The organism is Kribbella sp. VKM Ac-2566 (assembly GCF_004366005.1).
Lineage (GTDB): Bacteria > Actinomycetota > Actinomycetes > Propionibacteriales > Kribbellaceae > Kribbella > Kribbella pratensis.
Window position 1 is genome coordinate 1 of sequence record NZ_SODT01000015.1, and the last position, 21,893, is coordinate 21,893.

A 21,893-nucleotide genomic window follows, 5' to 3' on the forward strand; every position below is an offset into this window, starting at 1 on the left:
TCGCCTTGACCATGCTCACCCTCGGCGGCTACCGACCACCCCTCCCAGGCCGCACCTGACCCACACATCAGACAGGAGACCCGGTTATCCCCTCGTGTTTGCAGAACGCCGGCGACGGGCGGGTCGGTGCGGCTGTCGCGTGGAACGCCTGCCTGCCGCAGTACGCCCGGGTCGCGGTTGGGCGGGAGGTTAGAAGAGTGTTGGTGGTTCGGGGTCGAGGGGGTCGGGGAGGGGTGCGAGTGTGGGGACGACCGCGGTGACGGTTGCGTGGAAGCGGCGGGCGAGGTTGAGGGCTTCGACGTTGTCCGGGGTGTGCAGGAAGATCGTGGGGGAGCGGCCTTCGGAGAGCCAGTTGATGACCAGTTCGACGAGGTACGTCCAGCCGGCGACGGTTTCGTCCACGGAGTCACGGCCGATGTAGCGGACGATCGGGTGGCCGGTCAGGGCGCGGGTGCGGCGGGCGACTCGTGGCTTCTTCATCCAGGCGTCGCGCTCGGCGAGGCTGGTCGGGCGGCGGGCGAAGAGTGTGCCGGTGTCGAACGGGATCCACTCCGCGTTCGCCCGCGCCAGCACGCGTTCCAGGTTGCCGGCAGCGCGGGGATCGTCGAAGAAGTCGCGGTGCCGGACTTCCACGGCGTACCGGTGTTCGCGGGGTGCCTGGTGGAGGAACGCGGCAAGGGCACCGAGGTCGGTCGGCGCGAACGCGGCCGGGAGCTGGATCCAGACCGCGTGGTTGCGCGGGCCGAACGGCTCGATCGCGGCGAGGAACGCGCGGAGTTCGACGTCGACGTTGTTGAGCCGGCGCTCATGCGTGATGACCTGCGGCAACTTCACCACGAAGCGGAAGTCGGGCGGCGTCTGCGCGGCCCAGGAAGCGACCGTCGATGCGGACGGCGTCGCGTAGAAGGTCGTGTTGCTCTCGACCGCGTTGCACCACGAGGCGTACGAACGCAGCTTGTCCCGGGAAGGCTGCGGCCACGCGGCATGAGTCCACTGCGCGCAACCGACGTACAACTGCATGTTCACAGCGATCGAACGTACTGCCTGTAGACGTGCACGCGGGAGAACCGCGCACGCATCGACGCCTCAGCCGAGATCGGTGCATGCATGAAAGCAGTCACCAGCTTGCCTGGCGCCTCGAAGCCCTCGGCATCATCCTGCGAGGACTTGTAGACATGGAGATAACGGAAGTTCTCCGTGAACCCGGACCGCTGGTACCAGCCGTTGGCTGACGCATCCCCACGCGTCCACGCGTCCAGTACGTCGACCTGAAGCCGAGGAAGAACCGCCCCGAGCAACTGCGTGGCCAGGCCGTGGCGTTGGTGATCGGGATGTACGGCGAGGACGTCGATGGTGGCGCGGTCCGTGAAGATCTCGACGTCCATCAGCCCGACCACTGTGTCGTCGTCGACGGCCACGAGTCGATGCGCCGGGTTGTCGAAGACCGGGCGCTGCGTCACGACGTCGTCGTAGTACTCGGTGCCGAAGAAGCTCAGCAGGCGGCAGTGCAGCCAGCTGGCGGCGTCGGTGTCGCGGTACTCACGGATCTCGGTCATCCGGCGTCATGATGGCACGCCGCCCCGACACCAGGGACGAGTGTCGGGGCGGGTCTTGCTGCCTAGGTCAGCGCTCGACCTCGCCGCGGATGAACTTCTCCACCAGGTCGCGGCAGACGTCGTCGGCGTACTGCTCCGGCGGCGACTTCATGAAGTACGACGACGCGGACAGGATCGGGCCGCCGATGCCGCGGTCCTTCGCGATCTTCACGGCGCGGATGGCGTCGATGATGATGCCGGCCGAGTTCGGCGAGTCCCAGACCTCGAGCTTGTACTCCAGCGACAGCGGTACGTCGCCGAAGTTGCGGCCCTCGAGCCGGATGAACGCCCACTTGCGGTCGTCCAGCCAGGCCACGTAGTCCGACGGGCCGATGTGCACGTTGCGCGGGTCGATGTCGTTGACCAGTTGCGAGGTGACGGACTGGGTCTTGCTGATCTTCTTGGACTCCAGCCGGTCGCGCTCCAGCATGTTCTTGAAGTCCATGTTGCCGCCGACGTTCAGCTGGTACGTCCGGTCGACGGTGACGCCACGGTCCTCGAACAGCTTGGCCAGCACGCGGTGCGTGATGGTGGCGCCGATCTGCGACTTGATGTCGTCGCCGACGATCGGTACGCCGGCCGCGGTGAACTTGTCGGCCCACTCCTTGGTGCCCGCGATGAAGACCGGCAGCGCGTTCACGAACGCGACCTTCGCGTCGATCGCGCACTGGGCGTAGAACTTCGCCGCCTGCTCGGAGCCGACCGGAAGATAGCAGACCAGGACGTCGACCTGCGCGTCCTTCAACGCCTGAACGACGTCGACCGGCGCCGCGTCGGACTCGGTGATCGTCTCGCGGTAGTACTTGCCGAGACCGTCGAGGGTGTGACCGCGCTGGACGGTGACACCGGTCGGCGGCACGTCGCAGATCTTGATCGTGTTGTTCTCGCTGGCGCCGATCGCGTCGGCGAGGTCCAGGCCGACCTTCTTGCCGTCGACGTCGAACGCGGCCACGAACTCCACGTCCCGGACGTGGTAGTCACCGAACACGACGTGCATCAGACCCGGGACGCGCTCCTCGGGCTTCGCGTCACGGTAGTAGTGCACGCCCTGGACGAGCGAGCTTGCGCAGTTGCCGACGCCGACGATCGCTACGCGAATCGAGGTCATCTGGAATCTCCTTGGGTAGGCGGGTAGTGCTGGTCAGGGGGCCGCTGTTGCCGCCGCTCGCCGTCGATCAGCTCGTTCAGCCAGCGGACCTCGCGCTCGGCCGACTCCAGGCCGTGCCGTTGCAGCTCGAGGGTGTAGGCGTCGACCCGCTCCGCCGTCCGGCTCATCGCCGCCCGGAAGTTGGCCAGCCGCTCCTCCATCCGGGCCCTGCGGCCCTCGAGGATGCGCAACCGGGTGGCCGGATCGGTCCGGCCGAAGAACGAGAAGCGGACGCCGAACGTGTCGTCCTCCCAGGCCGACGGGCCGGCTTCGTGCATCGCGTGCGCGAAGTAGTCCTTGCCGTCGGCGGTGATCGTGTACACGATCTTGGGCCTGCGACCCGACTCCGGCGTCCCGGGGTCGGCCGTGATCAGCCCGTTGCGGAGCATCGCCTTCAGACACGGGTACAGCGAACCGAACGACAGCACGCGTCCCCAGCCGAACTGGGCGTTGACGCGCTTGCGGAGCTCGTAACCGTGCATCGGCGCTTCGTGCAGCAGACCGAGTACGGCGAGCTCCAGGACCCCACTGCGGTTTCCCATGAGCCACCTCCCTCGGTCTAGTTTGTCATGACCTGATGTATCGGTTCGATACATCGTGCCGCCACTGTAAGCAGAGGTAGTGGCTGTGGACAACTCTTGACAAACCCAGCCTTTGTCACCCTCGCCGAGCGGCACGCCCAGGAAACCTGTTACGTCAGACGCCGATCTGCGTTAATCGAATGACACCCAGCGTCGTAGTCCGGGAGCGGACGGTAATGACGGCACCAATGCCGCGCCTCCGGCGCGGCGGGTCATTGGGCTGTAACTCCCGGCCTTCCCTCGTCGCTCCGGTCGCTTCGCTCCCTCCACTCCTCAGTCCAGGCCGGGAGGCCCAATGACCGACAGTCATGGGAAGCACGCCAAGTCCGATGTGGAAGCCGAGGGTGCGCTCGCCCGGCTGGCGCTGCGGTTCACCGCGTTCACCGAGAAGTGGCTGCCGGACGCGTTCGGGTTCGTCCTGGTCGGCACGTTCGTGGTGCTGCTGTTCGGGCTCGTCACCGGTGAGCCGCTGCTGAAGCGTCCCGACGACCCGGCCGCGACCAAGGGCTTCGGGATGATCGATGCCTGGGGCATCGGGTTCTGGTCGCTGATCACCTTCACCCTGCAGATGGCGATGATCATCATCGGCGGGTACGCCGTCGCCACCAGCGGACCGGTCGCGCGGTTGATCACGCGGCTGGCCCGGATCCCGAAGAGCCCGCGGACCGCGGTCGCGTTCGTCGCCGCGGTCGCGATGCTGGCGTCGTACCTGAACTGGGCCTTCAGTCTGATCTTCGCGGCGATCCTGGCGCGCGAGGTGGCGCGCAACGTGCCGAAGGCGGACTACCGCGCGCTCGGTGCGATGGCGTTCCTCGGGCTCGGGACCGTGTGGGCGCAGGGGCTGTCCGGCTCTGCGGCATTGCAGGTGGCGAGTGCGAGCAGCAGCCCGGCCCCGGTGCAGGAGGTGATCAAGGCCGGCGGTCACGCCAGCGGTCTGATCCCGCTCAGCGACACGATCTTCACCTGGCAGGCGATCGTGGCGACGTTGATCGTGTACGCCGTCGGCGTCGGGATGGCGTGGTTCATCGCGCCGGGCGAGGGCAATGCGCGGACCGCGGAGCAGATCGGGATCGAACTCAAACCGCTCATCGGCCGCGGGTCGGCGTACAACGGTCAACGGGGAGAAGCCCGCAGGCCGGGCGATTGGCTCGAGCATTCGCCACTGTTCAGTCTGCTGATCGTCCTGCTCGGCGCGGTCTACCTGGTCCGCTACTTCAGTGGGAAGAACTTCTTCAACGCGCTGGACCTCAACACGGTCAACCTGATCCTGTTCCTGCTCGCGATGCTGCTGCACTGGCGGCCGTGGCGGATGGCGCGTGCGGTGCGCGACGGTGCGCCCGCGGCGGCCGGCGTACTGCTCCAGTTCCCCTTGTACGGCGGGATTTTCGGGATGATCGCCTACACCGGGATCTCCGCGCGCCTCGCCGGGTGGTTGGTGCAGGCGAGCAACCAGTTCCTGTTCCCGCCGCTGGTCGCGATCTACTCGTGCATCCTCGGCATCTTCGTGCCGAGCGGCGGCAGCAAGTGGGTGATCGAGGCGCCGTACGTGCTGCAGGCCGCCAACGAACTGAAGGTCGACGCGGGCTGGATGGTCGTCGTGTACGACCTCGGCGAGGCGAGCGCCAACCTGCTGCAACCGTTCTGGATGCTGCCGACGCTCGCCATCCTCGGCCTCAAGGCTCGCGACATCATGGGCTATACCTTCACGATGTTCCTGGCCTGCTTCCCGGCCGCGTTGATCGCCGTGACATTGCTCGCACCGCACGTCACGGGGTAACCGATTGCAGCGACTTTGGGTCCGGCAGGATCTGCTTGCTAGCATCCGATGCGGATTCGGGCCCGTTACCACACCCACCGTAGTCTGTGGGGCAATGACTTCAGCGAGATCGTCGAGGATTGCACAGTGAGTGAAGCTCGTAGGAAGGCCGCCCCGCCGCCCCGGCGCAAGAAGCACTGGGCGCTCCGGGTGCTCGGCTGGCTCGCCGCACTCCTCTTCCTCGGCATCATCGGTTCGGTCGCGGCCTTCTTCGTCGTCTACCAGACGACCAAGATCCCGGACCCGAACAAGGAGTTCGCCACCAACACCACGACGGTGACCTACTCCGACGGCAACCAGCCACTCGGCTCGTTCTTCGAGCAGAACCGGCACACGGTGCCGCTGGCGCAGATCCCGAAGCACGTCCAGGACTCGGTGATCGCGGCAGAGGACCGGACGTTCTGGACCAACCCGGGGATCTCGCCGAGCGGCATGGTCCGGGCGGCGGTGAACATCGCCCGCGGTGAGCAGTTGCAGGGTGGTTCGACGATCACGCAGCAGTACGTGAAGATCATGTACCTGACGCAGGAGCGGACGGTCTCCCGCAAGCTCAAGGAACTGTTCATCGCGACCAAGCTCGGCCGTCAGCAGGACAAGAGCAAGACGCTCGAGGGCTACCTGAACACGATCTACTTCGGCCAGGGCGCCTACGGCATCGCCGCCGCCGGCGATGTCTACTTCAAGCAGCCGAACCCGAAGCTGCTGAGCGTCCAGCAGGCCGCGCTCCTCGCGACCGTGCTGAACAACCCTTCGCTCTTCGACGTCACCGACTCGGATCCGCGGACCAAGAAGCGGATCATCGATCGGTACCACTACGTTCTCGACGGCATGCAGCAGATGGGCACGATCACCGAGGCCCAGGAGAAGCAGTACGCCAACCGGCTGCCGGACTTGTCGCAGATGAAGAAGAAGAGCGACCGCTACAAGGGGCCGAAAGGCTTTCTGCTCGACATGGCTCGTAAGGAGCTGGCGCAGCGCGGGTTCGACGAGGACGAGATCACCGGCGGCGGCCTGAAGGTGACCACCACCTTCAACTACAACCAGCAGAAGAAGATGCTGGCTGCCGCACAGAACGAGCTGCCTGAGAAGAAGAACGGCCTGCATGTCGGGATGGCTGCGGTACAGCCGGGCACCGGCCAGTTGCTGGCGATGTACGGCGGGCCGGACTTCCTCAAGAGCCAGTTGAACTGGGCAACGACCAAGGCGCGACCCGGTTCGTCGTTCAAGCCGTTCGCGCTGGCCGCGGCGCTGAAGGACGGCAAGTCTCTCTGGGACGTCTACCAAGGCGACAGCCCGATCACGATCCAGGGCCAGAAGTTCGGCAACGAGCTCAGCACCGACTACGGCGACGTCACGCTGATGAAGGCGACCGAGCAGTCGATCAACACCGCCTTCTACGATCTGGTCGACAACGCCATGGAGAACGGCCCGGCCAAGGTCGTCGACGCTGCCGAGGCGGCCGGCATCCCGGCGTCGAAGACGCTGGAGAAGGACCGGGGGGCGCCGGCCACGGTGCTCGGCCCGGATGCGTACGCCTCGCCGGTCGACATGGCGAACGCCTACGCGACGTTCGCTGCCGAGGGCAAGTACACGCCGCTGCACGTGATCAAGGAAGTCCGCGGCCCGGACGGCAAGGTGCTGTGGTCGGACGCGAGCGTGCTGAAGCAGCAGAAGCAGGCCTTCACGCCGGAGATCGCCAACCTGGTGAACTACGCCCTGCAGAACGTGGTCAAGAAGGGCACCGGGACCGGCGCCAAGGATCTGGACCGCGCGGTGGCCGGCAAGACCGGCACCGCCGGTGGTGTCGCGGTCGAGGACCGCAAGGAGAACGCGGCGTGCGACGGCTGTAAGGACGGCTCGGCGACGCTGACCTCGTGGTGGACGGGCTACACGCCACAGGAATCCACCTCCGTGCTGTACCGGGCCGGTGCGACCGGTGAATCGGACCTCGACCCGTACAGCGACGACCCGGCCTTCTTCGGTGGCAACTGGCCGCTGAAGACCTGGCTGGCGTTCATGAAGTCGGCCCTCGACGGCGTCCCCGAGGCCGAGTTCGCGGACCCGGACAAGGACCAGATCAAGGACACGTCGACCCCGACGTTCACCCCGCCCCCGAACACTCCGCCGCCGAGTACGCCGCCGCCCAGCACCCCGCCGCCGAGTACGCCGCCGCCGAGCACCCCGCCCCCGTCGACGCCGGACAAGCCGACGAACACCCCGACCAAGACCAAACCCACGCGGACGACGACGACCCCGGTCATCCCGTCCCTGCCGACGGGCGGAACAACGAAACCCAAACCCACCGACACACCGCAGACGCCCGGGTAACGGAGCTGTCCTGGCTCAACTCGATGGCCGGCTGCTCGCGGTGATCGACCGGCCGGATCGCGCTGGAACCTGGATGAGGGACGATGGGGGCGTGACTCGGGTGGACTGTGGTGGCTGGCGGTGGGGGCGTGTTTGAGCGCTCGGTTGCCGGCGAGCCCAAGCCGGGGCGTGCCCGGCGAGCCCGGGTCGACAGGGTTGGCTGGCAGCGGTGGATGCCGACGCCGCTGACTCGGGAGGTGCTCGGGTGGTGGCTCGTCACCCGGGTGGCGCTGTTCGTACTGTCGGTCTCCGCGCCGCTCCTGTTCAACCGGGGCGGCGACTACCCGAACGTGTGGAAGGCCTGGCTGCAGTGGGACGTCTGGCACCTGAAGGCGGTCGCCGAGTTCGGCTACAACCACGGTGAGCCGTCCGGTGCGCCGCTGGCTGCCTTCTTCCCGGGCTTCCCGTTGCTGGTCCGGTTGGTCAGCTACACCGGCATCGGCTACGTTGCCGCCGGCATCGTGGTGTCGGCAGTCGCCAGCGCCGTGGCGGGCGTGTACCTCGCGCGCCTGGCGCAGTACGAGTTCCCGGAGCTGAAGGGCATCGGCCCGAACGCCGCCATGATCTGGTACGGCGCCCCGGTCGGAGTGTTCCTCGCCGCCGGGTACACCGAGGCGCTGTTCTGCGCCTTCGCGTTCCCCGCCTGGCTGGCCGCGCGGCAGGGACGCTGGGCCCGCGCCGCCGTCTTCGTCGCGCTGGCGTCCACGGTGCGGGTGTCCGGGATCTTCCTGATCTTCGCGCTGCTCGTCGAGTTCGTCACCTCGAAGAAGCGTGACTGGTTGTCGCTGCCGTGGCTGGCGCTGCCCGCCGTACCGGTGCTCGGTTTCATGGCGTACCTGAAGCAGATTCACGGCTCCTGGTTCGCCTGGCAGGACGCGCAGGAGAAGGGCTGGGCGCGGGAGTTCACCTGGCCCTGGATCTCGCTCGTGCACACTTTCGAGGCCGCGAGCAAGGGCCACTTCCCGGCTGACCGCAGCGACTGGACCTGGATGTTCCGGGCCGAGCTGGTCACGCTGTTCGTCGGGCTGATCCTGCTCGCCTGGCTGTTCTGGCGCCGGTCCTGGGGCGAGGCGGCCTGGGTCGCCGCCACGATCGGTGCGTTCTGTACGTCGTTCTGGATCTACTCACTCACCCGGGCCACCCTGCTGATGTGGCCGCTGTGGATCGGCCTCGCGGTCCTCGCCAGACGCAGACCGTGGATCGGCCGCCTCTACCTGGCTGTGGCGATACCCCTGGCCGCCATCTGGGCCGCCGCCTTCTTCACCGGCCGCTGGTCGGGCTGAGTAGTTCTGCTCAGGCGCTGGACCCGTCCCGTGCCTACCGTGGTCCCATGGAAGCCCGGACGATCGGCAGGGTCGCCCTGCAGGCGGTCTTCGTCGGCGTGATGGCGGGTGTCGCGTACGCGCTGATGCGTCAGTTCGGTGCGCCGCTGTGCCCGCCGACCGGGGTGAGTTGCGCCGTGGAGAGCGGTGGCGCGCTGTTCGCCGTGCAACTCGGGGGCGTGGCGACGACGCTGGCGCTGCCCGTGCTGGCTCTGCGGGCCGGGCTCGGGTGGGTCTTCGCGGTCGCAGCGACAGCCGGAGTGCTGGTCGTGAACCTGGTCTGGTTCCTGTCATTGTCCGGCATGTGGACAGTTCTGGGGTGAGGCAACCCTCGGGAGGGTTCGAGCGTCGATAGGGGTGAAGGGGTGGCAGTCCGGGCGGGGACCGCCACCCCTCCTTACTTGCAGTAAGTACTGCCGGCGGAACCTCTCAGGGGCAGGCTCCGCCGGCTGGACCACACGAGGGCGACGGCCGGTGCCGTCGCCCTCGCGTCATGCTCAGGTGCTAGCCGTAGTTGCGGTCGATCGACTGGGACGGGGTCGGGCTCGGCTTCGTCTCGGCCACGCGCTTGTCGCTCGGGTGGGTACCGGTCTCGACGCCCTTCAGCGTGCCGAGCAGCTCGATCTCGGACAGGGTGACGCCGTCGGCCCCCGCCGCCGGCGTGAGCACCAGCCGGTACTGCGTGTACGCCCTGGGCGAGCTGATGCTGAAGGACCTCGTGTACGACGTCCACGCCCAGCTCTGCCCGGTACGGCGGTCCACTGTCGTCCACGTCGTACCGTCGTTCGAGCCCTCCAGTGTCCACGCCGACGGAGCTGTGCCGGTCGCACCGCTTGTCAGCGTGTACATGCCGACCGGACGCCCCTGTGGCAGGGCGACCGTGACCGTCGGCTGGGCGCCGGTCAGCGTGACCTGTGTCTTCGAGTCGTTGTCGATCAAAGCGGAGACATCCGCGCCACCCGCACCGATCACCGCGCCGGTGTCGGAGGTCGAGTCCCGCCAGGTCGTCGGGTCCTCACCCGGCTTGGTGATCGACGGTGGGGCGTCGTTGCGGCCGCTGCCCCACTTGGTCGGCTGGTCGGTCATCTCGAACTCGATCTTGCCGCCTCCTGCGATCAGGTCGTGCGGCAACGCTGTCGAAGTCCAGTTCTTGCCGTTGACGCGAACGCTCTTCACATAGACGTTCTTCGATGAGTTCTGCGGTGCGCTGATCACCAGCTTCTTGCCGCCGGCCAGTCGGACCGTCACCTTGGTGAACAGCGGCGAGCCGATCGCGTACGACGGTGAACCGACCTGCAACGGGTAGAAGCCGAGAGAGCTGAACAGGTACCACGACGACATCTCGCCGTTGTCCTCGTCACCTGGGTACCCCTGCCCGATCTCCGAGCCGGTGTACAACCGCGACAACGCCTCACGCACGAGAGCCTGCGTCTTCCACGGCTGCCCCGCCACGTCGTACATGTAGGTGATGTGGTGCGACGGCTGGTTGCTGTGGCCGTACTGCCCCATGCGGACGTCACGCGCCTCGAGCATCTCGTGGATCGTGCCGCCGTACCCGCCGGTGTGCAGCGCGTCTTCCGGCGTACTGAAGAACTCGTCGAGCTTCTTCGCCAGACCGTCCCTGCCGCCGTAGATCGCGGCCAGGCCGGCCCCGTCCTGCGGAGTGGAGAACGCCATGTTCCACGCGTTCGTCTCGGTGTAGTCGTGACCCCAGTCCCGCGGGTCGAAGGTGCTCGGGGAGTTGCCCCAGACACCGTCCGGGCCCTTGCCCTGGAAGAAGCCGACCGTCGGGTCGTAGAGCGTGACGTAGTTGCGGGCCCGGTTCAGGAAGTACTTGTAGTTGTCCAGGTACTCCTGCTTGCGCGGGTCGTTCTTCTTGGCCTTGTCGTACAACGCCTTCGACAGGTTCGCGATCCCGAAGTCGTTGATGTAGCCGTCCATCGACCAGCTGAAGCCCTCACCGGTGGTGTTGGCCGTGTAGCCGTTGAACGTGGACAGGTCCATGCCCTTGCGGCCGACGTTCTGCGACGGCGGTACGACGGACGCGTTCTTGACCGCCGCGTCGTACATCGCCTGGACGTCGATCCCCTTGATGCCCTTGAGGTACGCGTCCGCGAAGGCGACGTCGGACGACGTACCGACCATCAGGTTCGCGTAGCCGGGGGAGGACCAGCGGGAGATCCAGCCGCCGTCCTCGTACTGCTGCACGAATCCGTTGACCAGATCCGCCGCCTCGTCCTGCGCGAACAGCGAGTACGCCGGCCACACCGTGCGGTACGTGTCCCAGAATCCGTTGTTCACGTACGTCTGCCCGGCGACGATTTTCGAGCCGGTCGTGGTCGGGGTGTCGGTGCCCACCTTCGGCGAGGTCGGCGACGCGTACATGATGACCGGCTTGTCCTTGGATCCCGTGTTCTCGGACCCGTTGTTCGGGTAGAGGAACAGCCGGTAGAGGTTCGAGTACAGCGTGGTCAGCTGGTCGGCCGTCGCGCCCTCGACCTCGATCGTGCTGAGCTTCTTGTCCCACGCGGCCTGCGCGGCGTCCTTGACCTTGCTGAACTTCGAGCCCACCGGGAGCTCCAGCCCGAGGTTCTTCTGAGCCTGTGCGGTGCTGATCAGCGAGGTCGCGATCCGCAGCTGCACCTGGGTGACCGTGCGATCGAAGCCGAAGTATCCACCGACGTTCGCCCCGCCCCCGTTCGACAGTTTGCCCGAAGCAACAACCTTCTGGTCCACGACGCCGTACACGAACAACCGGCCGGCGCCGGTGGACAGTCCGCTCTTGATATCGGAGTACCCAGTGACCACGCCGGTCGCCGGGTCGAGAGTGAGGCCGCCGCTGTTGTTGACGTTGTCGAAGATCAGCGACGCCTTGCCGGCCGGGAAGCTGAACCGCAGCAGCGCGGCGTGGTCGGTCGGCGCGATCTCGGCCGCGTTGCCGTTGTCGAACGTGACGCCGTAGTAGTACGGACGGGCGATCTCGTTGTCGTGGCTGAACGACCAGGCGCGGGCCTTGCGATCCGCGGTCGGGGTCGCCGCGGTCGACGGCATCACCTGGAAGGTCTGCCGGTCACCCATCCACGGGCTGGGCTCGTGGCTGATCGACAGGGCCTGCATGGTCGGCTTGTTCGCCTCGTTGTTGCCCTTGGCGTAGTCGTACAGCCAGGACGTGGACCCGGCGTTCGTCACCGGCGTCCAGAAGTTGAAGCCGTGCGGTACGGCGGTGGCCGGGAAGTTGTTGCCCCGCGAGAAGCCGCCGGTCGCGTTCGTGCCGCGGGTGGTCAGTGCGAGGTCCGACGGGTGCTTGGCCGCGGTCTTCTGCGCCGCGCGGTCCGGGTTGATCGCCGCGGCAATCCGGACGTCGTCGATCCAGCCGCGGAACTCGGCCGGTCCGGACGGCTTGTCGTACCCGACCAGGATCCGTGTGATCGTCTTGCCGGCGGCAACCTTGCCGAGATCGGCCTCGATGTTGTTCCACTGGTTCGTGTAGAGCGCCTTGGAGTCGCCCTGGCCGCGCGGGCTGAGCTCGAAGCCGTGGTGGTCCTTGGCCTTCAGGTCGCTCAGATAGGTGCCGTCGGAGAACGCCAGGTCGAGCGCGGCGTACGTGCTCGGGTAGCTGAGATCGCCCTCGACGTGCTCGGGGAAGATCTTGTACGAGAGGCGGGTGTCCCTGCCCACCTTCAGGTCGACGTCGGACACCTTGTTCCACGTGTATCCACGGCCCTCCGCGTCCTGGTGCCCGGCGTACCGGAAAGACTTGACGCCGGTGAAGCCGACGCGGGCGCGGGCGTTGTAGGCGCTGGTCGGGCCGGAGTCGAGGCGCGACTCGGCGACCGGGCCGGGTGGCGGCAGCGGGGCGCCGTTCGACAGGTACCAGTCGGCGAGTTGGACGATGTTCTCACCGTGGTTCAGCGTGATGTCCAGCTTGAAGTACATGTACGCCGTGTCGTTGGCGAAGCTGTACTCCTTGGTCTGGAACCGGTTCTCGAAGCTCTGACCGGTCTGGGTGTCCAGCGTGATCCACGTGGTGCCGTCGTTCGAACCCGAGACGGTCCAGTTCTGCGGGTCGCGGCCGTCCGCGTCGTTCGCCGAGGTCAGCGCGTACTTCTTGATCACCACCGGGGCCGAGGTCTGGTAGACCAGCCAGCCGGTCGGCTGGAACACCAGCCACTTGGTGAACTTGTCACCGTCGGCGGCGTTCGTGGCGATCTCGCCGCCACCGGTGTTCTCGCCGTTCGCGGTCACCTTGGTGACCTTGTCCATCTCGCTGCCGCCGATCCCGGTCGGCGTCGGGCCGCGCACCCCGTCGGTGCGTGGCTTCCCGTCCGGGCCGGTCTCGACGGCGTCGGTGTACCCGGGCTGTGGCTGGCCTGGCTCGAACGAGGTGAAGTACGACGAACCGCTGATCACCGGCTGCTCCGAGGCAGCAGATGACGCGGCATGCGCTGGCGTCATGGCAACAGACAGTGTCACAACCAGCGTGAGAGACGTGACGAGCCCCAGTGGGCGGCGGAGATTCATCGACGCTCCTTGCACATCCGGCCGGCGCGACGGGACGCCCCCGTCCACCGGTGTAGGTACGCGGCCCCGATGACAAGGTTGTCAGCCCGCGCCCGGCCGGAATCGTCTCCCGCCGATCACGCGCCGTCAAGATCTCGTCGCGTTCGGTCCGCATCGGGCCGGAGTTTTCCACAAGTGGCAACGCGATCGGGCTGCGACAGGCACAGGCGGTAACTACAGTTACCTTGCGCGGTCCGCTGGGGAGGCCGCACGGTCTCGGGAGGACGTAGTGGCTGTCGAACGTGCCGGGCTGGTCCGTCGGCACCACACTCATCTGCTCCTGCCCCATGCCGCGCTGGACGCCCCGCAGCGAGCCCTGTTCGAGGTGGCGCTGCGCCCGGCCGGCTGGACCGCGGATCCGGACGACACGTCCACCATGTCCCTGCGCTGGAACCGTGGCGATGCCGCGCTGCGACTGCAGACGCTCGGCTGGTTCCCGCTGCTGGTGACCGTGGGTCCGATGGGGAAGGCGACCGGCGTTCATCGGGATGCCGCCGCGAGGCTGACCTCGGCGGTGCTGGCGGGCGGCGGGAAGAGCTTCACGGACCGGCAACTGGTCGAGTACCTGCCGCAGGCGCAGGAGCGCTGGCAGCGTGCACTGCTGGAACGTCGACGGTTATCCACAGCCGAGCGCCTGCTCCAGGCACGACGGTGCTCGTCCTGCGGAGCGTGGTCCGACCTGTCGGCGACGCACTGCGCCGGATGTCGTCGGCGGTTCACCACAGCTGACGATGCGGAACGGGACGCTACGGTCAGCCGTGCAGCGGCAACGGTCCAGGAGGCCGAGGCGATCCTGGCGGATCTGGCGCGTGGTGTGGTCCTGGACCGCCTGAACGGTGCGGCGCATGGCTGAGCCGATGGTCGCGACTCGTGAGGCCGAGCAGTGGGGCTGGGAGTACCGCGGGCGCGAGGTCGTGGTCGTCGAGCAGCAAGACCCGCCCGTTCCCGCCGTACCGCCGCCGACGGAGCTTGCGGCGCTCGAGACCAAGCGTGCTGCCGCCGTACGGATGCGGCCCGTCCTGACGTGGACGATGATCGCGGCCGTTGTAGCCACCGGTGTGGTCGGCGTCGTTGTGGACCCGTTGATCGCGCTGGTGCCTGCCGTAGTGGCGATCGGTCTCGGCTGGTTGTGCTGGGGACGACCGGAGCTGCTCCGACGGGCTACCGCCAAGGAGCATCAGCTGTGGTTGGCCCACTGCGTCAGCACGATGGCCCGGTTCGAGCGCGACGTACAGGCCTGGCAGCAGGACCTGAGCGACCGGGAGCGGGCCAAGTCCCTGCAGGTCAGCGCCGTACGTCCGTGGGTGCCGGTCGGCCCGGCGACGAAGGAGCGCGTCGACCTGTACGGCGGGACTGCCGCGGGCTGGCGTGCGGCGTTGCTCGCGATGGGGAGCTCGCTGATGAGCGCCGGCGGGCGACTCGTGGTTCTCGACCTCACGCAAGACTCTGTGATCGAGCCGCTGCACCGCATGGCCTCGGATCACGGTGCGCCGATCCGGTCGGCCGTCGTACCGGACGAGGCGCGCTCGCTGAACCCGCTCACCGGCTTGAGCGCTGATGAGATCGGTGTCGTGGTCGCAGAAGGATTGCGCGCGGCCGAGCCCGAGCAGACCGAGTCGCGGGGTGTCGACGCGAACTTGGTGCAGCAGGTCGTCGAGTGTCTGACGGACGGCCCGGTCACCTTCACGAGACTGCACCTGGCGTTCCAGGTGTTGCTGCGGCAGCTGACGCCGGATCAGCGGGCTTCGTTGACGCGGGCTGAGTACACGAGGCTGTCCGATCTCTTGAGCGAGGCTGCCCGGCGTACGGCGGAAGCTCGGCTGTTCCGGCTGGCTGCGGGCGTGCAGCGGCTGGCTGCGGTCACGGGTGATGCGCCGATGGACGGGTGGGAGGACGACGACGTCTCGCTGCGGGTGTTCGAGTTGTCGCATCGCGAGCCGGAGCTGACCGCCTCGTTGCTCAGGCATCTGCTGTTCCAGATCACGATGGTCCGGATCCAGCGTGGCCAGCTGTCGGGGCGGGGAGAGCGGATCGTGGTGATCGCCGGAGCTGATGCGGTGGCGCGGCCGGAGCTCGAGCGGTTCGACAGCATCTGCCGACGCAACGGGATCCGTCTCGTGCTGCTGTTCGCGCATCTGCGGGACAGCGCGGTGGAGCTCCTCGGCGGCGGGGACGCCGTACTGTTCATGCGCCTCGGGAACGCGAAGGAGGCCGAGCAGGCCGCGACTTTCATCGGGCGGCAGCACCGGCTGGTGGCGAGTCAGTTCACCTATTCACACGGGACGAACACGTCCACGTCGACCTCGGACAGTACGACGCGCGGCAACAGTTCGTCGACGAGCGATTCGGTCGGCGTACAGACGTCGGACAGCCGGCAGGCGACGTTCGGGCTGCTGTTCAGCAGGCGGCATCGGTCCGGGTCCAAGACCTCGGGCGAGCAGTCCTCGTCATCGACGACCGGCGGTACGTCGTGGTCGGAGTCGACGTCGACCTCGGCGTCGAGCGGGACCACGGAGAGTACGTCGGTCGGGTATCAGCGCACGTACGAGTACTCGGTGGAGCCGACGGTGCTGCAGGGGTTGTCGCCGACCGCTTTTGTGATGGTCGACCCGCTCGATCCGGCGAGTCCGCGGCTGGGCGATTGCGATCCGCGGTTGGGTGCTTCGTGATTGCGTCAGGTGCAGGTGTTCCGCGGTGGCGCGTCACCTCGGTTCCGTTGGCCGGCGGGCCGGACACGGACCTGGCGCAACGGTTCACGGCGCTTCGGCGTGGGTTGCTGCCTGCACTGATGCTGCAGGCGTCGGCGGGGCGTTCCTTCAGCTGCTGCTGGACTCGCGCGGTGGCCGGTGGGCCGATCGAGGTTCGGGTCGGTATCGAGCCTGTGGACGGCGCCGTTTCCTACCCGGTGGGTGCGCGGGCAGTCGCTGCGGACGCGGTCGATTTCCCTTGCTGGGTGGGTGTGGACGGCGTGCACGACGTACTGACTGCGCTTCCGGAGGCCGAGGTCGAGCCGGCCGGGACGCTAGAGGATCTAGCGGAGGCGTTGCCGGCGTTCGCCTGGTTGGTGCGAGCCTCGCCTCTTGGTGTCCAGAAGCGCGGTGAGTTGCTCGACGACCTCCATCTGCGGATGACGATCGGGCTGGACCGGGAGAAGATCTCGGGTCGGGACGCGCTCGAGCTCGAGCGGAGCCGGGCTCGCTACCGGGACTTCTCCGCGGCGCAGGGTGGCTTGTGGTCGGTGGAGATTCTCGCTGGTGGAGTGGATGAAGCCAGTGCGAGGCTCGTGGCGCAGACCTTGTCCGGGGCGGCTGACCTGCACGCCACGCCGTACAGCTTGACGACTCAGTCCGAGGGTCGCGCTTTCGAGGCGACCGGGGAGCTGCTTGCAGCCGTCGCGCGGCCGCCGGTGCGGGAGATCGCCGGTGTTCGAGTGGTCGAACACGTGCGTTTCGACCTGACGCCTGAGACCCCGGCGGACGGGATCCCGCTGGGCGACGTCATCGATGCGTCGGGGCGCGCGGTCGGGACAATGACGGTTTCGCGGGACACGTTGAACCGGCACGCGTTTGTTGCCGGCGCCACCGGTTCGGGCAAGTCGCAAACGATCCGCCACCTGCTCGAGGGCCTGACGGCGGCCGCCGTACCGTGGCTGGTGATCGAGCCCGCGAAGGCGGAGTACGCCGGGATGGCCGGACGCCTGGGTTCGGACTCCAGTGTCGCGGTCGTCCGCCTCGGCGATCCGGACGTCGTACCGCTGAGCCTGAATCCGCTGGAACCGGAGGCCGGGTTCCCGCTGCAGACGCACCTCGACCTGGTCCGCGCGTTGTTCCTGGCCGCCTTCGAAGCGAACGAACCTTTTCCACAGGTCCTCAGTCAGGCGCTGACCCGGTGCTACACCTCGTACGGCTGGGACCTCGCACTAAGCCGCGGGGGCCCGCAGTACCCGACGCTCGCGGATCTGCAGCTCACCGCACGCCAGGTGGTCGACGACATCGGGTACGGCGCCGAACTCGCCGCCGATGTCCGCGGCTTCGTCGACGTCCGCCTCAGCTCGTTGCTGCTCGGGACCCCCGGCCGGTTCCTCGGCGGCGGCCACCCGCTCGACGTCGCGGACCTGCTCAGCCGGAACGTCGTACTCGAACTCGAGGACGTCGGCGACGACCAGGACAAGGCGTTCTGCATGGGCGTCGTCCTGATCCGCCTGATCGAACACCTCCGCGTCCGCCGCGGACCGGCCTCCGGCCTGCGCCATGTCACGGTCGTCGAAGAGGCCCACCGGTTGCTCAAGGCAAGCACTGGCGACTCTGGCGGAACGGCCGGTCACGCGGTCGAGATGTTCGCCGGCCTGCTCGCCGAGATCCGCGCGTACGGCGAAGGCATCGTGGTCGCCGAGCAGATCCCCGGCAAGGTCATCCCCGACGTCGTCAAGAACTCCGCCCTCAAGATCCTGCACCGCCTCCCCGCCGCCGACGACCGCGAAACCGTCGGCGCCACCATGAACCTCGACACCCCCCAATCCCGAGCCGTGGTCTCCCTCCCACCCGGCCAAGCCGCCACCTTCACCGACGGCATGGACCGCCCCATCCTCCTCCAAATCCCCCACGGCGAACCCCGCGAAAGACGATTGGCTTTACCACCGACCGTTGCCACCACGGCCTGTCGGAGCGCTGCCTGTGGAGCCGTCTGCCGAGACGCTCCCTGCAGCATCCGCGCAATCGGCGACGCCACCGCGCTACTTGCCGACTCTCCGCACCTGACCGTGTGGGTCGAGCTCCTAACAGTCGCGCACGTCGCGGGCCTACCCAGGCCGGTGCTGCTGGCTGGCCCGCCGCTTCCGGACAACACGTCCGCTCGCCTCCGGGAATGTGTTGTCGCCGAAGCGGTCACCCGGGCGGTCACTGCTCGATCGCACCTGATCCGCGCGGACTACGCGCCGGACACGTTGGCAGAGCACCTTGCGGGCACAGTCACGCGCGCATTGTCCGGGGGCGCGCCCGCATGTCCAGTCTCCGCGGAAACGCACTGGCAGGCCGGCCGCTACCGTTTCACCGACGTACCGCTGGCCCTGCACCACTGGCAGGGTCGTCGAGACCGGCCGCATCCGATGACCTCCTCCTGGCGCGCCCGCGGTCTGGATCTGGACGGCGCCACCATCGACGAGCAGTTGTTGAGGTACGCCGTTCGCGCCGGCAGCCGACTGCCCGCCGCCGAGCTCCTCTGGGGCGATGGCCATCTGGCCGCCGCGATCGACCAACTCTCCGGTGCGTCAGATCCCACGTCCCGCCTCATCGCCGCTGCCGGCCGTCTTCAGATCCCCGACGCGTGGCACCACTACATCTTTGACCTGGCCACCACCGCAGACACCCCCTTCAGCGCCGCCGCCCCGGATGCGGGAACTACGCCGCGGCCCGGCGGAGCGGCACTCGACCAGGACGAGACAAGGAGCAGATGGCATGACTGACGCGGACACGGCCGATGAGCCAGTTCCGTTCGATCTTCCCGGGTGGGACGGATACCGAGACCGTGTGCTCCATGGCTGACCTGCGCATCTTCCCGGGTTGGGACGACTGGAGCGCTGCGGGGATCGACCTGCGAGCGCTCCTCTCCGATCAGACCGCTGACGAATTAGCCGTAGCGTTCGATGCTGCGGTCGGCTGGCACGAAGGCCAGACCAGACCGGCCGGCGAACCCTACTGGCAGCATCTGCTTCAAGTGCTGCACGTGCTGGCAAGCGGACTCGACGTCAAGGATGTCGATCTGCTCAGGGCGGGGCTGCTGCACGACGTTGTGGAAGACACGGCGGGCACGGGAGCCGATCTGGTGGCGCGGTTCGGGGAGCGTACGGCGGGGTTGGTGGACGCGGTCACGATTCCGGAGGTCCGGGCGGGGGAGTCGAAGGACGAGGTGCGGACGGCATACCTGGCGAAGCTCGCGCGGGCGCCTCGGAAGGTGTTGCTGTTGAAGCTGTCGGATCGGTACAGCAACGTGCAGCGCCTGCATACGCATCCACGGGTCGCGAAGCAGCGCTCGTACTATGCGGAGACCGTCGAGCGATTCGTTCCGTTGGCGTCTGTGGATGACCGGCTGGATCAGCTGTTCAAGCGTTGGGCGGACGCGTACTCGTACCTCGCGGGTCCGGTCGACAGCATCGAGACTGCCGACAAACTCGCGGCGGCCCTTCACCGGGAGCAGGTCGACAAGAGCGGGCAGCCGTACGTCGACCATGTCCGTGGCGCTGCGGCAATTGCGCGCGCGAACGGCGCCCGTACAGACCAGCAGATGGCGGCGCACCTCCACGACACCGTGGAAGACACCGCCTGCACGCTTGCCCAACTCCGCGACCTCGGCGTGCCCGATCCCGTCGTGGACATGGTCGACGCTCTCACCCGTCGGCCCGGCGAATCCCACGACACGTATCTGACGCGCCTCACCCGAACCCCCGATGCCGTCCTCGTCAAGCGAGCCGACATCGAACACAACAGCAGCCCGTCCCGCCAGAGCCAACTAGATCCGGCTACCCAAGACCGCTTGCGCCAGAAGTACGCCCACGCCGTACGAGTTCTCGACGAGGCCACCGGCAACCATGGATAGCCGCCGCCACCGCGCCGACAACTCCACCCCCGACCAGCCCACCGCCAGCACCGCCCCACACCACGACAACCCCGCGCCTCGAGACGGCCTCGATCCCACTCCCGATCTTCGCTCAGATCAACCCGACCCACCCAAGCCCAACGCCGAGCCGCACGACCGCCCACCACCCAGCCCCGCGGATGAGCACCGCGAGCCCGACCACCACAGCGAGCCCGACCAGCACCGCGAGCCCGACCACCACAGAGAGCCCGACCAACACGAGGAGCGCCAGGAGACCGACCGTCACTCGCCGGACCGAGCCGCCGAGTCACCCTCAACCGACGCTCAACCGGACCCGTTCGCGTCGTACCCTCCCGAACTCCGCGCCCACATGCACCACGACGACACCCTGTCCCGCCTGCAATACCTCAGCAACCCCCTGCCCGAACCCGACCGTACGAGCGATGGTGAGCCGGGCGAGGGACCCGACGACGAGACCGACGGTGTCGTAGAGGACAACGCCGCAGCCACGCAACCAGAACCCTCGAGTGCTGACACGCCTCCAGATGTAGCGGACAACGCGAAGCCCACCTCAACCGATGACGAACTCGAAACCACGGAAGCCGAGGCGGACGAGGCCGCGCAACAGCCAACAACCGACCCAAACCGCGATACGGACCGGGACAGCAGCAACACCACAACGGACGGCCCGATACCGTCCGACGACTCTGCGGGTCCAGGCGAGCGCATGACCCTCGACACCGAGGTGAACGGCGAGGCCGTGGAGAGGCGCGTCGACCGGTGGAACCCGGATCGTGCCAATCTGCCTGTCCGCGTCCCGGACGGCGAGCAGGATGCCGGCGTGGCGGATCCTGAAGCCGAGCCGATGGATCTCGACGAAGCAATGGACTATGTGACCACCATGAAGAGTGAAAGGCCATGGCTGGAACCAGTCGCCGACTGTGATCCCAGAATCCAGCGCATCCACACAGCGATCGATCTGGGTCCCGGGCACGCACATATCCGTCACGGAGCGATGGGTGACGACGAACTGTATCGGCGCAGGGTCGCGTATCTCGAAGACCCCGCACAACTCGACGAAGCCAAGCGGATGGCCGGCATCGATGGTCTCAAGCCCGACAAGGTGCATTTCTGTGCCGACACGGCAACACGTATCAATGACGCTACTGCTTTTGCGGTCGCGTATGCAGGCGTCGTCGAGCACCCAGAAGTTCGGCGGGTTCTCGACGCAGGCGCCGACCAGGCTCATCACCCGCATGCAGTCGAGATCCCGCTCGCCGACCTGCTTGGCACGGACGGCCACAGGTTCTGCTCGGGCTACCGGTTGACGGGAGACTGGGCCGAGTCCAACGCAATTCGCAAAGAGTGGGTCATCGCTCGCGCAGAGGGTCAGGATCTGTCCGGACTTCAGGAGCCGCAGACAGAGCGGATCTCGTCGTTCGTGAACGGGACCATGATGGTGCGATTCGCCCGCAACCCAACTGATCAGAAGTTCTACATAGCTACCATGTTCGTCCAACCGCCACCCGATGAAGATTGAGAGAGGTTGCTGGGATGGCAATTGCCCGATACTGGCTGACCGACAAAACGGCGCCGTTCGCGACGTTCCTGAACCTCCTTGACGCCTATTACCATCCCGAGATCCGTGATGAGAACTTCGACGCGCTGGTGCAGCGGGCACGGGCCGCGCAGGCCGACGACGAGGAGTTGGCGATCTTCAAGCAGCAGTTCGAACAGTTGCTGGAGGGTCATCGAGACGGACTTCACCCGAAGGCAATCGCCACCGCCGCAGGCTACGACCAAAGGAACGACGAGGAGTTCCTCGTGTGGTTGTGGGGGGTGTTGTATCCGGGGGAGGTGGTTCCGGGGGGTGCGGTTTGAGGGGGGTGGGAGGAGTGCGGGGGCGCGGGTAGG

General features: G+C 67.3%; 16 protein-coding genes. 10 read left to right on the forward strand and 6 right to left on the reverse strand.

The annotated features are described in order from the left end of the window. Positions 1–189: 189 nt before the first annotated feature. From EV647_RS37020 to EV647_RS37035, 4 genes are all read right to left on the reverse strand, one after another. Complete coding sequence (locus EV647_RS37020; RefSeq protein WP_134012463.1) at positions 190–1,020, reverse strand: DUF72 domain-containing protein; 831 nt, start codon at positions 1,018–1,020, stop codon at positions 190–192. Between the two features lie 2 nt (positions 1,021–1,022). Then, positions 1,023–1,556, reverse strand: a complete 534-nt coding sequence (locus EV647_RS37025; protein ID WP_134011543.1) for a GNAT family N-acetyltransferase — start codon at positions 1,554–1,556, stop codon at positions 1,023–1,025. 67 nt (positions 1,557–1,623) lie between these two features. Continuing rightward, entirely contained in the window at positions 1,624–2,703 is a 1,080-nt protein-coding gene (locus tag EV647_RS37030; protein WP_133783942.1) for an inositol-3-phosphate synthase, read from the reverse strand. Further along, on the reverse strand, positions 2,700–3,284 hold the full coding sequence (locus tag EV647_RS37035) for a PadR family transcriptional regulator (RefSeq protein ID WP_130386421.1): 585 nt from the start codon (positions 3,282–3,284) through the stop codon (positions 2,700–2,702). Before EV647_RS37035 ends, EV647_RS37030 begins: the two co-directional genes overlap by 4 nt. 334 nt (positions 3,285–3,618) lie before the next feature. Here EV647_RS37035 and EV647_RS37040 point away from each other — a divergent pair, with 334 nt between their 5' ends. The 4 genes from EV647_RS37040 (at position 3,619) to EV647_RS37055 (ending at position 9,151) form a co-directional block, all read left to right on the forward strand. Beyond that, complete coding sequence (locus tag EV647_RS37040; RefSeq protein ID WP_134011544.1) at positions 3,619–5,100, forward strand: short-chain fatty acid transporter; 1,482 nt, start codon at positions 3,619–3,621, stop codon at positions 5,098–5,100. A gap of 126 nt (positions 5,101–5,226) precedes the next feature. Then, positions 5,227–7,467, forward strand: coding sequence for a transglycosylase domain-containing protein (locus EV647_RS37045; RefSeq protein WP_238175376.1), 2,241 nt, complete (start codon positions 5,227–5,229; stop codon positions 7,465–7,467). Positions 7,468–7,595: 128 nt separating this feature from the next. Beyond that, complete coding sequence (locus EV647_RS37050) at positions 7,596–8,789, forward strand: mannosyltransferase family protein (RefSeq protein ID WP_238175375.1); 1,194 nt, start codon at positions 7,596–7,598, stop codon at positions 8,787–8,789. Between the two features lie 47 nt (positions 8,790–8,836). After that, complete coding sequence (locus EV647_RS37055; protein ID WP_133783948.1) at positions 8,837–9,151, forward strand: hypothetical protein; 315 nt, start codon at positions 8,837–8,839, stop codon at positions 9,149–9,151. A gap of 181 nt (positions 9,152–9,332) precedes the next feature. Here EV647_RS37055 and EV647_RS37060 read toward each other — a convergent pair whose 3' ends face one another. Next, entirely contained in the window at positions 9,333–13,283 is a 3,951-nt protein-coding gene (locus tag EV647_RS37060) for a GH92 family glycosyl hydrolase (RefSeq protein ID WP_238177585.1), read from the reverse strand. Between the two features lie 334 nt (positions 13,284–13,617). Here EV647_RS37060 and EV647_RS37065 point away from each other — a divergent pair, with 334 nt between their 5' ends. The 4 genes from EV647_RS37065 (at position 13,618) to EV647_RS37080 (ending at position 19,979) form a co-directional block, all read left to right on the forward strand. Next, on the forward strand, positions 13,618–14,241 hold the full coding sequence (locus EV647_RS37065; protein WP_134011550.1) for a hypothetical protein: 624 nt from the start codon (positions 13,618–13,620) through the stop codon (positions 14,239–14,241). Then, positions 14,234–16,057, forward strand: coding sequence for a hypothetical protein (locus EV647_RS37070; RefSeq protein ID WP_134011552.1), 1,824 nt, complete (start codon positions 14,234–14,236; stop codon positions 16,055–16,057). The genes EV647_RS37065 and EV647_RS37070 overlap by 8 nt, the downstream gene beginning before the upstream one ends. Beyond that, entirely contained in the window at positions 16,054–18,849 is a 2,796-nt protein-coding gene (locus tag EV647_RS37075) for an ATP-binding protein (protein ID WP_134011554.1), read from the forward strand. Before EV647_RS37070 ends, EV647_RS37075 begins: the two co-directional genes overlap by 4 nt. A 71-nt stretch (positions 18,850–18,920) precedes the next feature. Continuing rightward, complete coding sequence (locus tag EV647_RS37080) at positions 18,921–19,979, forward strand: HD domain-containing protein (protein ID WP_166680520.1); 1,059 nt, start codon at positions 18,921–18,923, stop codon at positions 19,977–19,979. Positions 19,980–20,091: 112 nt separating this feature from the next. On the opposite strand, the gene EV647_RS42305 is transcribed toward EV647_RS37080, so the two are convergent. Next, positions 20,092–20,265 (reverse strand): hypothetical protein, encoded by a 174-nt coding sequence (locus EV647_RS42305; protein ID WP_166680521.1) that lies wholly within the window; start codon positions 20,263–20,265, stop codon positions 20,092–20,094. An 84-nt stretch (positions 20,266–20,349) separates the two neighbouring features. On the opposite strand from EV647_RS42305, the gene EV647_RS37085 reads away from it, so the two are divergent. Together EV647_RS37085 and EV647_RS37090 are read left to right on the forward strand one after the other, a co-directional pair. Next, complete coding sequence (locus tag EV647_RS37085; RefSeq protein ID WP_134011558.1) at positions 20,350–21,519, forward strand: hypothetical protein; 1,170 nt, start codon at positions 20,350–20,352, stop codon at positions 21,517–21,519. 14 nt (positions 21,520–21,533) lie between these two features. Further along, complete coding sequence (locus EV647_RS37090) at positions 21,534–21,860, forward strand: hypothetical protein (RefSeq protein WP_134011560.1); 327 nt, start codon at positions 21,534–21,536, stop codon at positions 21,858–21,860. Positions 21,861–21,893 lie beyond the last annotated feature (33 nt).

Bases quoted from the DNA above. Each gene is read 5' to 3' on its own strand.
- EV647_RS37035 (WP_130386421.1), bottom strand. From the start codon at position 3,284: ATGGGAAACCGCAGTGGGGTCCTGGAGCTCGCCGTACTCGGTCTGCTG.
- EV647_RS37070 (WP_134011552.1), top strand. From the start codon at position 14,234: ATGGCTGAGCCGATGGTCGCGACTCGTGAGGCCGAGCAGTGGGGCTGG.
- EV647_RS37020 (WP_134012463.1), bottom strand. From the start codon at position 1,020: ATGCAGTTGTACGTCGGTTGCGCGCAGTGGACTCATGCCGCGTGGCCG.
- EV647_RS37030 (WP_133783942.1), bottom strand. From the start codon at position 2,703: ATGACCTCGATTCGCGTAGCGATCGTCGGCGTCGGCAACTGCGCAAGC.
- EV647_RS37090 (WP_134011560.1), top strand. From the start codon at position 21,534: ATGGCAATTGCCCGATACTGGCTGACCGACAAAACGGCGCCGTTCGCG.
- EV647_RS37025 (WP_134011543.1), bottom strand. From the start codon at position 1,556: ATGACCGAGATCCGTGAGTACCGCGACACCGACGCCGCCAGCTGGCTG.
- EV647_RS37060 (WP_238177585.1), bottom strand. From the start codon at position 13,283: ATGACGCCAGCGCATGCCGCGTCATCTGCTGCCTCGGAGCAGCCGGTG.
- EV647_RS37085 (WP_134011558.1), top strand. From the start codon at position 20,350: ATGCACCACGACGACACCCTGTCCCGCCTGCAATACCTCAGCAACCCC.
- EV647_RS37040 (WP_134011544.1), top strand. From the start codon at position 3,619: ATGACCGACAGTCATGGGAAGCACGCCAAGTCCGATGTGGAAGCCGAG.
- EV647_RS37080 (WP_166680520.1), top strand. From the start codon at position 18,921: ATGGCTGACCTGCGCATCTTCCCGGGTTGGGACGACTGGAGCGCTGCG.
- EV647_RS37055 (WP_133783948.1), top strand. From the start codon at position 8,837: ATGGAAGCCCGGACGATCGGCAGGGTCGCCCTGCAGGCGGTCTTCGTC.